The following is a 12,889-nucleotide window of genomic DNA, read 5'->3' as shown; positions in this document are numbered from 1 at the left end:
AGGGAAGGGGGGCTGTGGGTGCTGGGGAGGGGCTCAGAGGACGCGGCCGAGGAACTCGCGCGTGCGGGGGTGCGTCGGCGCGTCGAGCACCTCGGCCGGGGTGCCCTGCTCGAGGATCACGCCCTCGTCGATGAACACGACGCGGTCGGCGACCTCGCGGGCGAAGCCGATCTCGTGCGTGACGACGACGAGGGTGGTGCCCGACCCGGCGAGGCCGGCGATGACCTTCAGGACCTCGCCCACGAGCTCGGGGTCGAGCGCCGAGGTCGGCTCGTCGAAGAGGACGACCTCGGGCTCCAGGACGAGCGCGCGGGCGATGGCCACCCGCTGCTGCTGCCCGCCCGAGAGCTGCCGGGGGTAGGCGGAGGCCTTCTCGGCGAGCCCGACGCGCTCGAGGAGGGCCCTCGCCTTCTGCGTCGTCTCGGCAGCATCGCGGCCGAGCGACAGGGGCGCCTCCGTGACGTTCTCGAGGATCGTCAGGTGCGGGAACAGGTTGAACGCCTGGAACACGAATCCGATCCGGGAGCGCTGGCGCAGGATCTCGCGCTCCGGCAGCTCGACCAGCTGGTCCCCGCGCCGCGGGTGGTGCCGCACCCGCACCCCGACCAGCTCGCCGCCGACCCGTACCGAGCCCTCGTCGAGGGGCTCCAGGTGGTTGATCGCGCGGAGGAGTGTCGACTTGCCGGAGCCGGACGGGCCCAGGATCACGGTGACGCTCCCGCGCTCGACGTCGAGGTCGATCCCGCGCAGGACGGGCCTGTCGCCGAACGACTTCGACGCGCCCCGGATCTCGAGTGCGGCGCTCATCGGACGCCCTCCAGAGGCCGCGACCCGGAACGCCCGGCGCACCCGCTGGAACGGCGTCAGCGGCACCTCCCGGGCGGCGCCCCGGGCGTAGAAGCGCTCGATGTAGAACTGCGCGATGCCGATGACGCTCGTGAAGACGAGGTACCAGATCGACGCGACGACCAGCAGCGGGATGATGTCGGTCGGGTAGGTGCTGCCGAGGTTCTGCACGACGCCGAAGAGGTCGAGGAGCGACACGTAGAACAGCAGCGACGACGCCTGCAGCAGCCCGACGATCTGGTTGACGAACGCGGGCACGATCGAGCGGAGCGCCTGGGGGAGCAGGATCCTCCGGAACCGGCGCCCCCGCGGGATTCCGAGCGACTTCGCCGCCTCGAGCTGCCCGGCGTCGACCGACAGGAGCCCGGCGCGGACGACCTCCGACGTGTACGCGATCTGCGCGAGGCTGAGCCCGACGACGCCGAGGGTGAGGTCGGACAGCACCGACACCGTCCTCACCTGGAACTGCGGTCCGAACGGGACGCCGATGCCGACGGTCGGGTAGAGGCTGCCCAGGTTGTACAGGAAGATCAGCACCAGGATCAGCGGCAGCGACCGGAACACCCAGACGTACACCCAGCTCAGGGACGAGAGCACTGGGTTCCTCGACAGGCGGGCGACCGCGACCAGGATGCCGCCGGCGAGACTCACGACGGCACTGATGGCGGTCGCGAGGAGTGTCAGCCGGAGCCCCTTGAGCACGGGCGGGCTGACGATCCAGGTGCCGACCTTCGGCCATTCCCAGGCGGGGTTGGTGAAGAGCGTCTGTCCGGCGTTCAGTACGAGCAGCAGGACGACCGCGGTCAGGATCCAGCGGGCGGGGTGCACGCGCCGATGCACGGAGCGCCCCGCGAGCACGGCGTCCTCGGGGGGCGCCGCCTCGGGAGCGAGGGCGCCGCCCGGCACGGTCGCGGTCGGCGCGCCGCCGGCACCGGCGGGATCTGCCCGCTCGGCGGATCGCGTTCTCAGGATGTTCGTCACCGTCGGTCTCCTCGGCATCGGAAGTGGTTGCCGTGGAGCCTGCCGTCTCGGCCGCGGCGGCGCAGATGTGTGACGACTTCTTTCACCCTGTGACACGGCCGGCGTCACGGGTTCGCGCGCCGTCGCCCCGGCGCCTAGCGTGGCCCGGGTGCGACCACCTGCTGACACCACACCGAGCCCGAGCCCGACGACCGGAGCGACCCCGTGAGCCACCACCTGCTCGTCGCTGCGGCCCTCGCCGCCGGAGGGCGGCACCCCGGTTCCGCGCCTCTCGCGGCCCCGGGCTCCCTCCGCACCTGGCGCGGGCTGATCGGAGGGGCCGAGACGGCGGGCATCGACCTCGTGACGCTCGACGACTCCTTCCTGCTGCGGGGTGGCGCGCACCTCGACGCCCTCCTGATCGCCTCAGCGATCGCCCCCGCGACCACGCGGATCGGCCTCGTGCCCGCGGTCATGACGGCGCACACCGAGCCGTTCCACGTCGCGACGGGGCTGCAGACGCTCGACCACGTGAGCCGCGGCCGCGCCGGCTGGCTCGTCTCCACCGGCGACGCCCGAGCCGAGGCGCCGCTCTTCGGCCGCCGCGACGCCTTGGCCCTCACCGACGCCGACCTCCTCGACGAGCTGGAGGACGCCGTCGTCCTCAGCCGCCTCCTCTGGGACAGCTGGGAGGACGACGCCGTCATCCGCGACGTCGCCACCGGCCGCTACCTCGATCGCGACCGCATCCATCCGGCGCGGTTCCACGGCAGGTTCTTCAGCGTCGAGGGCGCCTCGATCGTGCCGCGCTCGCCGCAGGGGCAGCTGCCCGTGGCGATCGAGGTCCGCACCCCCGCCGAGCTCGAGGCGGCGGCCCGCCACGCGGACGTCGTGTTCGTGAGTGCGCAGGACGTTGCGGGCGCGCTCTCGATCCTGCGCGAGATCCGCGACACAGAGAGACGCGTGGCCCGCGTCGGCGAGCCTCTCCGCGTCTTCACCGATCTCGCGGTGCTGCTCGAGGACACCGCAGGTGCGGCCACGTCGGCCCTCGAGCGCCTCGACGAGCACGCCGGCGCACCCCTGTCGGCCGAGATCCGGGTCGTCGCGGCGACCGCCGACGCCGTCGCGCAGGCGATCGGCTCGCTGCACGACCTCGGCTACGACGGGGTCCGGCTCCACCCCGCGCGCCTGCCCGACGACCTCGGCCGCATCGAGCGCGACCTGCTCCCGCTCCTGGCCGCAGCGGGTCACCATCAGCCGGCCGACGCGCCGACGTCGCTTCGCTCGCGCCTCCGACTGCCCCGTTCCGAGAACCGCTTCTCCGATTCGAGAGGAGTGCTCGCATGACCGCGAAGCGCCGGATCCACCTGGCCGCCCACATCCCGGGCGTCAACAACACGACCGTCTGGAGCGCGCCCGACGCGGGCAGCCAGATCGACTTCTCGTCGTTCGAGCACTTCGCGGCGAACGCGGAGCGCGGCCTGTTCGACTACCTGTTCCTGGCCGAGGGGCTGCGGCTCCGCGAGCACAAGGGGCGCCTGCACGACCTCGACGTCGCGGGTCGACCCGCCACGCTGTCGATCCTGAGCGCCCTCGCGGGCATCACGCGCGACATCGGACTCGTTGGGACGCTGAGCGCCACCTTCAACGAGCCGTTCGAGCTGGCGAAGCAGCTGGCGTCGCTCGACCACCTGAGCGGCGGGCGCGCCGGGTGGAACGTCGTCACCTCGTCGGACGCGTTCCACGGCGCCAACTTCCGGCGCGGCGGCTTCCTCGACTTCGCCGAGCGCTACGAGCGCGCGGCCGAGTTCGTCACCGTCGCCAAGGAGCTCTGGAACGCCGGCACCGACCGCCCGGTGTCGCACCACGGCAAGCACTTCGACGTCGAGGGGACCTTCCCGGTGCCGGTCAGCCCGCAGCGGCACCCCGTCGTGGTGCAGGCCGGCGACTCCGCCGACGGCCGCAGCTTCGCCGCGCAGCACGCCGAGGTGATCTTCTCCCGCCACAGCGAGTTCGGCGCGGCCAAGGCCTTCTACGACGACGTCAAGGGCCGGCTCGCAGGATGGGGGCGCGACGAGGACTCGCTGAAGATCCTGCCCGCGGCCACCTTCGTCGTCGGCGACAGCCCGAGAGATGCCGAGGAGAAGGCCCGTGAGACCGCTCTCGCTCAGGTGAGCCCGCAGACGGCGATCGCGTTCGTCGAGCAGATCTGGGGCCGGGACCTGTCCGAGTACGACCCGGACGGCCCCCTCCCCGACGTCGAGCCCGTCGTCGACGCGACCGTCACCCGGGGTCGCGTGCGACACGACGATCCTGCCGTGACGGCGCGAGCCTGGCGGGAGCGGGCCGACGCGGAGGGGCTCAGCATCCGCGAGCTCGTCATCGCCCTGTCCGGTCGGCACAGCCTCGTCGGCACCGCCTCGCAGATCGCCGACGAGATCGACCGCGCGGTGCAGGATCGGGCCACCGACGGCTTCGTCATCGTCGGCGCGACGAACCCGCACGGTCTCGACGAGTTCGTCGCGAGGGTCGTGCCGGAGCTGCAGGATCGCGGGAGCTACCGGACCGCGTACGACGAGGGCGCGATCCTGCGCGACACGCTCGATCTGCCGCCGCTCGTCGAGGGCGCGACCTCGCTCGCCCGGGACGGCGCTGCCGTCTGACGTGTCGCGGTCAGGCCGCGATGCCGGAGCCGACAGCCGCGAGGACGTCGTCGACGCGACCCGCGCGGAGGACAGCAGCGGGCGTGGAGCCGGAGAGCGCGTCGCTCGGCGTGACCAGCCAGACGGCATCGCGCCAGGCGTGCGCACCGACGGGGTCGAGCGCGCCGAGCACGACGTCGAGGCCGGGCAGAGGCTCGCCGTCGGAGTCGAACTGGAACTCGGGGTAGCCGACGGAGCCTGCGGGGGTCGGGAGCGCCAGGAGGACGCGCGCCGTCGTCATCCTGCGCAGGAGCTCTCGCGGGCAGCCGTATGCCAGCAGCAGGGTCGACGCGTCGACGAAGCGCCCGACCGGGTCGGCGCTCGCGGACGCCCCTCGCGAGCCCTCGCTCCGGCCCTCGCTGCTCCGGACCCCGTGCACCACCACGTCGCTCATTCGCCTGCCTCTCCCCACCCCCGACGCTAATCGCGCGCGTGCGAGGTCGACAGAGGCACAAGTGCCCTACTTCGTGCTCAGGATCACGGGCGCCGGGCGACCGCGCGTCGCACCGCACACCGCGCGCAGAACCTTTGCGCGCCGGAGCCGCCGAGGGCTAGGGTTGGTTTTGTCGCCTGTAACGCGACTTTCGACTGTCCATCAACAGAAGTCCTGCCCGGGTCGACGACGCTCCCGCTCCGAGCCGCTCAGGCACATGATCCAGGAGTCACCATGGCAACAGAGACATCCGTTCAGCTCTACACGGTGAGGGATGCGATCGCTGCCGATCTCTCCGGTGCCGTGGCGCGCGTGGCCGAGATCGGCTTCACGAACGTCGAACCGTACGCGTTCGTCGAGCAGGCCGACGCCTACGCCCGCGCACTCGCCGCCAGCGGCCTCAAGGCGCCGTCGGGTCACGCCGCCGTGATCGACGCCGCCGACGCCGCTCCGATCTTCGACGCCGCGAACACCCTCGGCATCGAGACGGTCATCGACCCGTTCATCCCGTCCGACCGCTGGCAGACCGCCGACGACGCCGCGAGGATCGCGGAGCGCGTCAACGAGCTCGCCGTCCAGGCGAAGGCCGCAGGCCTGCGCTTCGGGTACCACAACCACCAGTGGGAGTTCGGCAACAAGGTCGACGGCCGGTCGATCTACCACCTGTTCGTCGAGGCCCTCGACCCCGAGGTCGTCCTCGAGCTCGACACCTTCTGGTCGACCGTCGGCGGCGCCGACACCGTCGCCCTCCTCACCGAGCTCGGTGACCGGGTGCAGTTCATCCACGTGAAGGACGGGAGGGTCCAGGGCGACATCGCGAACATCCTGCCCTCGTCCGAGAGCGCTCTCGAGGTGCCCGAGGAGCTCATGGCGGCGTTCAAGCTGCAGCTCCCCGCGGGCAGCGGCGACGTCGACGTCGCCGGCATCCTGCGGGCCGCTCCCCAGGCGCTCCGCGTCGTCGAGTTCGACGGCTACGAGGGCGACGTCTTCGAGGGCATCGCGACCTCGCTGGCCTGGCTGAAGGAGAACGACAAGTGAGCACCGGCAGAGTCGGCGTCGGCTTCATCGGCGCAGGGAACATCTCCACGCAGTACCTCGACAACCTGACGAAGTTCCACGACGTCGAGGTCCTGTTCATCGCCGACATCAACCTCGCGGCCGCCGAGGCCCAGGCGACCAAGTACGGCATCGCCGGCTTCGGCACGGTCGAGCAGCTGCTCGCGATGGACGAGGTCGAGATCGTCGTCAACCTCACCATCCCGGCCGTGCACGCGGAGGTCGGCCGCCAGGTCGTCGCCGCCGGCAAGAACGTCTGGAGCGAGAAGCCGCTGGCCCTGCAGGCCGACGACGCCGCCTCGCTCCTGGCCGACGCCGCGGCCGCCGGGCTGCGTGTCTCGTGCGCGCCCGACACGGTGCTCGGCGCCGGAATCCAGAGCGCGCTCCGGGCCATCGCCCGCGGCGACATCGGCGAGCCGCTCACCGCGACGACGCTGTTCCAGGTGCCCGGCCCCGAGTCCTGGCACCCCGGTCCGGAGTTCCTCTTCGCCAAGGGCGCCGGTCCGCTGTTCGACATGGGGCCGTACTACGTGACGACCCTCGTGCACGCGTTCGGCTCGGCCTCGCACGTGCAGGCCACGTCGTCGAAGTCGCACGACACCCGCACGATCGGCTCCGGACCCCGCGCCGGCACGGTCTTCCCGGTCGAGGTGCCGACGCACCACGCGGCGCTCATCTCGTTCGAGGGCGGGCAGTCGTCGCAGTCGACGTTCTCGTTCCAGCAGGCGCTGCCGCGCATGGGATTCGTCGAGATCAACGGCACCGAGGGCACGATCGTCCTGCCCGACCCGAACACCTTCGAGGGCGACTCGACGCTGTACCGCTTCGGCGAGTCCGAGCCGACCGTCCTCGCGGCGGAGGGCTCGACCTGGGGCCGCGGCACCGGCGTCGTCGACCTGGCCCGCTCGATCCGGGCCGGCGTGCCCGAGCGCGCGACCGGTGCGATCGCGTCGCACGTGCTCGACGTCCTGCTCGGCATCTCGGCCGCCGCCGAGTCGGGGGAGACCGTGCGCGTGAGCAGCCGCATCGAGAAGCCGACGCCGCTGTCGCCGGACTTCGACCCGGCCGCGGCGACGCTCTAGCGCGTCCTGCCTCGAACGCTCCCGGTCGCCCGCCCTCGTGCGGGCGGCCGGGGGCGTTCGCTGTGCCGGCGGGGGACGCCCTCGTGAACAAACGTGCGCGCACGACACCTGTCGGGGGATGTTCTGCGGGGAGACGCGTGCACGTTCGTTCAAATGCGTCTAGAGGGTGTGCAGGGGTCGCTAGATTCCAGGAGGCCGATCGATCCTGATCGCGCTGACCACGCATCGTCGCAGTGGCGGCGATGCACCACCTGACAACAACGGAGTTCAATCAGTGAGCGACTACGTCATCGCGCTCGACCAGGGCACGACCTCGACCCGAGCGATCATCTTCGATCACAGCGGCTCGATCGTCTCGACCGGGCAGCTCGAGCACAAGCAGATCTTCCCCCGCGCCGGCTGGGTCGAGCACGACCCGATCGAGATCTGGAACAACACGCGCGAGGTCATCGGCCAGGCCCTCTCGAAGGCCAACGTGACCCGCCACGACATCAAGGCCGTAGGCATCACGAACCAGCGCGAGACCGCGGTCGTCTGGGACAAGACCACCGGGCAGCCGGTCTACAACGCCATCGTGTGGCAGGACACCCGCACCCAGTCGATCGTCGACCGCCTCGCGGCCGACGGCGGCCTCGAGCGCTTCAAGCCCGTCGTGGGCCTCCCGCTCGCCACCTACTTCTCGGGCACGAAGATCGTCTGGATCCTCGAGAACGTCGAGGGCGCCCGCGAGAAGGCCGAGGCCGGCGACCTGCTGTTCGGCACCACCGACAGCTGGGTCCTCTGGAACCTCACCGGCGGCGTGAACGGCGGCGTCCACGTCACCGACGTGACGAACGCCTCGCGCACCCTGTTCATGGACCTCGAGACGCTGTCCTGGCGCGACGACATCCTGGAGGTCTTCGGCGTCCCGGCCTCGATGCTCCCCGAGATCAAGTCGTCCTCCGAGGTGTACGGCACCGTCTCCGACAACTCGCTCCTCCGCGAGGTGCCCATCGCCGGCATCCTGGGCGACCAGCAGGCCGCGACCTTCGGCCAGGCCGCGTTCGACCAGGGCGAGTCGAAGAACACCTACGGCACCGGCAACTTCCTGATCTTCAACACCGGCGAGGAGATCGTCCACTCGAAGAACGGCCTCCTCACCACCGTCGGCTACAAGCTCGGCGACAAGGCCCCGCACTACGCGCTCGAGGGCTCGATCGCCGTCACGGGCTCGCTCATCCAGTGGCTCCGCGACAACCTCGGCATCATCGGCTCGGCCCCCGAGGTCGAGACGCTCGCCACCACGGTCGAGGACAACGGCGGCGTCTACTTCGTGCCTGCCTTCTCCGGCCTCTTCGCTCCGTACTGGCGCTCCGACGCCCGCGGCGCTCTGGTCGGCCTCACCCGCTTCGTCAACAAGGGCCACATCGCCCGCGCCGCCCTCGAGGCGACCGCGTTCCAGACCCGCGAGGTGCTGGACGCCGTCAACGCCGACTCCGGCGTCGAGCTGACCGAGCTCAAGGTCGACGGCGGCATGACCGGCAACGACGCTCTGATGCAGTTCCAGGCCGACATCCTGAACGTCCCGGTCGTCCGCCCGGTCGTCGCCGAGACCACCGCGCTCGGCGCCGCCTACGCTGCCGGCCTCGCCGTCGGCTTCTGGTCGGACCTCGGCGAGCTCCGCGCCAACTGGCAGGAGTCGAAGCGCTGGGAGCCGAACCTCGACGTGATCGAGCGCGAGCGCCAGCTGCGGCTCTGGAAGAAAGCCGTCACCAAGACGTTCGACTGGGTCGACGGGGACGTGCTCTGATGGCGTCGGTGTTCGCACTCCGCAAGCCCTCGCAGCAGACCAGCGAGCTGGCCGGCATGGCCGACCCGCCCAAGGGCTCGACGCCGACCACGTTCGGCGAGCTCGTCGCCGAGACCCTGGGCTCGTTCATCATCGCGATCTTCGGCTTCGGCGTCGTCGCGCAGGTGACCGTCGGTGCAGGAGCCCTCGGTGGTCACGACAGCATCTCGTGGTCGTGGGGCCTCGGTGTCACCTTCGGCATCTTCGTGGCCGGCGCCATCTCGGGAGCCCACCTGAACCCGGCCGTGACGCTCGCCGTCGCGACCTACAAGGGCTTCCCGTGGGCGAAGGTCGGGCCGTACATCCTGGCGCAGCTCGTCGGCTGGTTCGTCGGCGCCCTGGTGATCTTCCTGAACTACATGAACTCCATCAAGGCGCTCGACCCGAACCTGTCGTTCAAGACGCAGGGGATCTTCTCGACGTCGCCCGGCAACGGCAACAACGCCCTCGACGTGCACCTGCCGCAGGCGTTCATGGACCAGGTGCTCGGCACCGCTGTGCTCGTGTTCCTGATCTTCGCGATCACCGACGTGCTCGGGGCCAACCCGACGCCGGCGGTCTCGGCGATCGCCGTCGGTCTGATCATCGTCGGCATCGGCTTCGCCCTCGGCACCAACGACGGCTACGCCATCAACCCGGCGCGCGACTTCGCGCCCCGCCTGATGGAGTGGATCGTCGGATACAAGGACGCCTGGCTCGACCAGCGCGGGAACGTGTTCTTCTGGGTGCCGATCCTCGGACCGCTCGTCGGCGGTCTCGTCGGCGGCGGGGTCTACCAGGCCACGATCGCGCGCACCCTGCCGACCACGGTGCCGTCGAAGTAGCACCGCACCGCCACGAGGGCGGGTGCCTGACGGCGCGGCGGGTCTGAGAAGACCTGCGGCTCCGGCGGGCACCCGCTCTCTCTCGGTCCGGCGCGGGTAGGGGTAGCCCTACCCGAAGACGGCGGGCACCCCCGTCGTGCCGATCCGCGCCCCTCCGTACCGTCGAGACATGGACGCACTCACCCAGATCATCGTCGCCGGCGCCTCGTCGCCCTTCGTGCTGCTCGCACTCTTCGTCCTGGTGGCGATCGACGGGTTCTTCCCGCCCGTGCCGAGCGAGACCCTCGTCGTCGCGCTCGCCTCCATCGGGTTCGCCTCCGGTGCGCCCGACCCGTGGCTCGTGCTGCTCGTGGCCGGGGCCGGCTCGTTCGTGGGCGACAACATCGCCTTCACCATCGGCAGGAGGCTCGGCCTCGACCGCTTCCGGTTCACGCGGGGGCCGCGAGCGGCCAAGCTGCTCGGGAGGGTCCAGGGGTCGCTGCTGAAGCGACCGGCCTCGCTGATCCTGACCGCCAGGTTCGTGCCGATCGGCCGGGTGGCCGTCAACGTGCTGGCAGGATCGAGCGCGTTCCCGAGGCGCCGCTTCGTGATCCTGAGCGGGATCTCGGCGGTCGCCTGGGCGGTGTACTCGGTCGTCATCGGGGTGCTCGCCGGAGCGTGGCTGCACGACCAGCCGCTGCTCGGAGCCGTGGTCGCCGCGTCCGGCGCCCTCGTCATCGGACTCCTCGTCGACCGCATCGCCCGAAGGACGCGCCGCGTGGCCGAACCCGAGGCCCCCGTCGAGCCGGCCCGGGCAAGGATGATGGCCCTGTGACCGAGACGCGCCTCCGCCCGGCCAGGGCCTACCTCCGCCGCTGGCGCCTGCTGCTGCCGGAGCTCGGGTTCCTCCTGGCGCTCCTCCCCGTCACGATCGTCTTCTCGGTGGTGCTCTGGACGGGCCTCGGACTCGGCATCGGGACCGCGGTGCTCTGGATCGGCCTCCCGACGACCGTCGGGACGCTCCTCCTCTCCCGGCGTCTCGGCGAGTTCGAGCTCGCCCGCCTCCGGGCCGCAGGACGCCCCGCCATCGAGACACCCGACTGGGGCGCGCGGCGATCCGGAGGCACGCTCTGGCGACGTCTCCTCGCCGTGATCGCCGACGGCCGCACCTGGAGCTACTGGGCCCACGGCGCCGTCATCGAGCTGGTCGTCGGGAGCGTCACCTGGTCGATCGCCCTGGCCTGGACCGCCGTCGCGCTCGCCGGGCCGACCTACTGGTTCTGGGGCCGCTCCGTCTCGCACGGCGGGACGGAGTCGTGGACGCACGTCGAGTCGCTCGGCTGGATCCCGGGCTACCGCCCCGAGACGACCCCCGACGGGCTCTTCGCGGGCGAGAGCGTCTACTACGGCGTCGTCGGCGGCGTGTTCCTCCTGACGCTCCCGCTGGTGGTGCACGGGCTGGTGCTGCTGCACGAGGTCGTGGCGCGGACGATGCTGGGGGAGGGGGCGTCCGCGATCCTGCGCCGGGAGATCGCCGACAGCGAGGAGGCCCGAGGGCTCGCGATCCTGGCTGAGGACGACGCCCTCCGCCGCCTCGAGCGCGACATCCACGACGGGCCGCAGCAGAGCCTCCTGCGGGTGCAGTTCGACCTCTCGAGCTCGCTCCGGGCGGTGTCGGGCGACGACGAGCGGCTCCGGCCCCTCCTCGAGAACGCGCTGGCGCTGACGAAGGACACCCTCGAGGAGCTCCGCGACCTCTCGCGCGGCATGGCTCCGCCGCTGCTGCAGGATCGCGGCCTCCCCTCCGCGATCCGCTCCCTCGCCGCCCGCAACCCCGTGCCGACCACCGTCTCGCTCGACCTGCCGGGCGACTCGGCTGCCGCTGCGACTCTCGAGCGGAGCGCGTACTTCATCGTGTCCGAGCTGCTCGCGAACGTCGCGAAGCACTCCGGGGCGGCGGCCGCCTCGGTGTCGCTCAGGATCGAGGCGGACAGCGGCCGGGACCTCCTGCCCGGGCGCCGCCCGGCGCTCGTGCTCGAGGTGGCCGACGACGGCTCGGGCGGCGCCGCACCGGTCGGCGGGCACGGGCTCGACGGGCTCCGCGCCCGGGTGGCAGGGCTCCGCGGGACCATGACGATCGAGAGTCCCCGCGGGGGCCCGACGCGCGTCGTGGTCACGCTGCCGCTCGGCGCGCCGGACGAGTGGGCGCCCGTACGCTGAGGCCATGAGCACCGCCGTCACCCGCGTCGCCCTCGCCGACGACTCCGTGCTGCTGCGGGAGGGCCTCGCGCGGCTCTTCCAGGAGGCCGGCTACGAGGTCGTCGCGACGTTCGGCGACGCGGAGTCGCTGGTCGCGAGCCTCGACGGGCCGGGCGCCGACGGGTCGGACGGGTCGGAGGCGCCGACCGCACCGGACCTCGTGGTGCTGGACATCAGGATGCCGCCGACGTTCCGCGACGAGGGGGTCCGGGCCGGGATCGCGATCAAGGCCGCTCATCCGGCGATCGGTGTCCTGCTGCTCAGCCAGTACGCGGAGGCCGAGTACGCCGCCGACCTGCTCGACACCGGGGCGTCCGGGGTCGGCTACCTCTTGAAAGACCGGGTGTCGTCGCTCGACGAGCTGCAGGATGCGGTCGACCGGATCGTCTCCGGAGGCACCGTGATCGACGAGCAGATCGTGCGCGAGCTGCTCGCCCGCCGGCACGACCCGCTCTCGACGCTCACGGCTCGGGAGGTGGAGGTGCTGTCGCTCATGGCGGAGGGGCGGACGAACCAGGGCATCGCGTCCGGCCTCCACCTGGCGGTGGCGTCGGTCGAGAAGCACACGACGTCGATCTTCCAGAAGCTCGGGCTCGACGACTCGGGGACGGCGCACCGGCGGGTGCTGGCCGTGCTGGCCTGGCTGCGGAAGGGCGCCTGAGGGCGTCCGGCCGGGTCGAGCCCGTGCCCCGCACGCACGAACGCCCGCCCCGACGAGGTCGGGACGGGCGCGTGCTGCTGCTGGACTACTGCGTTGCTGGACTACTGCGTTGCTGGACCGCTGTGCTGCTGACTACTGGGCGATCTGGGCGGTGATGGTGGCGGTTCCGACGAGGAGGCCGGCCTTGACGGCGTCGGTCTTGAAGGTGCTGTCGAGCAGCTTCGCGGCGTCGGCGGAGACGTGGACGGTGGTGCCGGTG

At 71.6% G+C, this 12,889-nt stretch carries 11 protein-coding genes; 9 read left to right on the top strand and 2 right to left on the bottom strand.

Annotated features, from left to right (window positions below; translation table 11 throughout):
- Positions 1–33: 33 nt before the first annotated feature.
- On the bottom strand, positions 34–1,827 hold the full coding sequence (locus tag ABD733_RS17005) for an amino acid ABC transporter permease/ATP-binding protein (RefSeq protein WP_344798436.1): 1,794 nt from the start codon (positions 1,825–1,827) through the stop codon (positions 34–36).
- Between the two features lie 204 nt (positions 1,828–2,031).
- On the opposite strand from ABD733_RS17005, the gene ABD733_RS17000 reads away from it, so the two are divergent.
- Both ABD733_RS17000 and ABD733_RS16995 read left to right on the top strand, forming a co-directional pair.
- Positions 2,032–3,153 carry an LLM class flavin-dependent oxidoreductase gene (locus ABD733_RS17000; RefSeq protein WP_344798434.1) on the top strand — a complete coding sequence of 374 codons (1,122 nt, stop codon included), beginning with the start codon at positions 2,032–2,034 and terminating at the stop codon, positions 3,151–3,153.
- A complete protein-coding gene (locus ABD733_RS16995) occupies positions 3,150–4,469 on the top strand; it encodes an NtaA/DmoA family FMN-dependent monooxygenase (RefSeq protein ID WP_344798432.1) in 1,320 nt (439 codons plus the stop codon). Before ABD733_RS17000 ends, ABD733_RS16995 begins: the two co-directional genes overlap by 4 nt.
- 10 nt (positions 4,470–4,479) lie before the next feature.
- Here ABD733_RS16995 and ABD733_RS16990 read toward each other — a convergent pair whose 3' ends face one another.
- Positions 4,480–4,902 (bottom strand): hypothetical protein, encoded by a 423-nt coding sequence (locus ABD733_RS16990; RefSeq protein WP_344798430.1) that lies wholly within the window; start codon positions 4,900–4,902, stop codon positions 4,480–4,482.
- Positions 4,903–5,175: 273 nt separating this feature from the next.
- On the opposite strand from ABD733_RS16990, the gene ABD733_RS16985 reads away from it, so the two are divergent.
- The 7 genes from ABD733_RS16985 (at position 5,176) to ABD733_RS16955 (ending at position 12,630) form a co-directional block, all read left to right on the top strand.
- The gene (locus ABD733_RS16985; RefSeq protein ID WP_344798428.1) at positions 5,176–5,979 is read left to right on the top strand and encodes a sugar phosphate isomerase/epimerase family protein; all 804 of its coding nucleotides are present in this window, start codon (positions 5,176–5,178) and stop codon (positions 5,977–5,979) included.
- Positions 5,976–7,079 (top strand): Gfo/Idh/MocA family protein, encoded by a 1,104-nt coding sequence (locus ABD733_RS16980; protein ID WP_344798426.1) that lies wholly within the window; start codon positions 5,976–5,978, stop codon positions 7,077–7,079. The genes ABD733_RS16985 and ABD733_RS16980 overlap by 4 nt, the downstream gene beginning before the upstream one ends.
- 274 nt (positions 7,080–7,353) lie before the next feature.
- Complete coding sequence (gene glpK, locus ABD733_RS16975) at positions 7,354–8,868, top strand: glycerol kinase GlpK (RefSeq protein ID WP_344798425.1); 1,515 nt, start codon at positions 7,354–7,356, stop codon at positions 8,866–8,868.
- 8 nt (positions 8,869–8,876) lie between these two features.
- Complete coding sequence (locus tag ABD733_RS16970; RefSeq protein ID WP_344798423.1) at positions 8,877–9,731, top strand: MIP/aquaporin family protein; 855 nt, start codon at positions 8,877–8,879, stop codon at positions 9,729–9,731.
- A 169-nt stretch (positions 9,732–9,900) separates the two neighbouring features.
- Positions 9,901–10,545: a DedA family protein gene (locus tag ABD733_RS16965; protein WP_344798421.1), complete on the top strand. Its 645-nt coding sequence runs from the start codon at positions 9,901–9,903 to the stop codon at positions 10,543–10,545.
- A complete protein-coding gene (locus tag ABD733_RS16960; protein ID WP_344798419.1) occupies positions 10,542–11,930 on the top strand; it encodes a sensor histidine kinase in 1,389 nt (462 codons plus the stop codon). Before ABD733_RS16965 ends, ABD733_RS16960 begins: the two co-directional genes overlap by 4 nt.
- Positions 11,931–11,934: 4 nt before the next feature.
- A complete protein-coding gene (locus ABD733_RS16955) occupies positions 11,935–12,630 on the top strand; it encodes a response regulator transcription factor (protein WP_344798417.1) in 696 nt (231 codons plus the stop codon).
- Positions 12,631–12,889: the final 259 nt, after the last annotated feature.

The sequence above is a fragment of the Frondihabitans peucedani genome (genome assembly GCF_039537585.1).
GTDB classification, from domain to species: domain Bacteria; phylum Actinomycetota; class Actinomycetes; order Actinomycetales; family Microbacteriaceae; genus Frondihabitans; species Frondihabitans peucedani.
Note: the sequence above shows the minus strand (reverse complement) of the source record. Positions and strands in the feature narration are given on the sequence as shown.

What these genes read in the sequence shown, in the direction of transcription:
- ABD733_RS16995 (WP_344798432.1), top strand. Translation starts at nt 3,150, where the DNA reads ATGACCGCGAAGCGCCGGATCCACCTGGCCGCCCACATCCCGGGCGTC.
- ABD733_RS16990 (WP_344798430.1), bottom strand. Translation starts at nt 4,902, where the DNA reads ATGAGCGACGTGGTGGTGCACGGGGTCCGGAGCAGCGAGGGCCGGAGC.
- ABD733_RS16985 (WP_344798428.1), top strand. Translation starts at nt 5,176, where the DNA reads ATGGCAACAGAGACATCCGTTCAGCTCTACACGGTGAGGGATGCGATC.
- ABD733_RS16965 (WP_344798421.1), top strand. Translation starts at nt 9,901, where the DNA reads ATGGACGCACTCACCCAGATCATCGTCGCCGGCGCCTCGTCGCCCTTC.
- ABD733_RS16955 (WP_344798417.1), top strand. Translation starts at nt 11,935, where the DNA reads ATGAGCACCGCCGTCACCCGCGTCGCCCTCGCCGACGACTCCGTGCTG.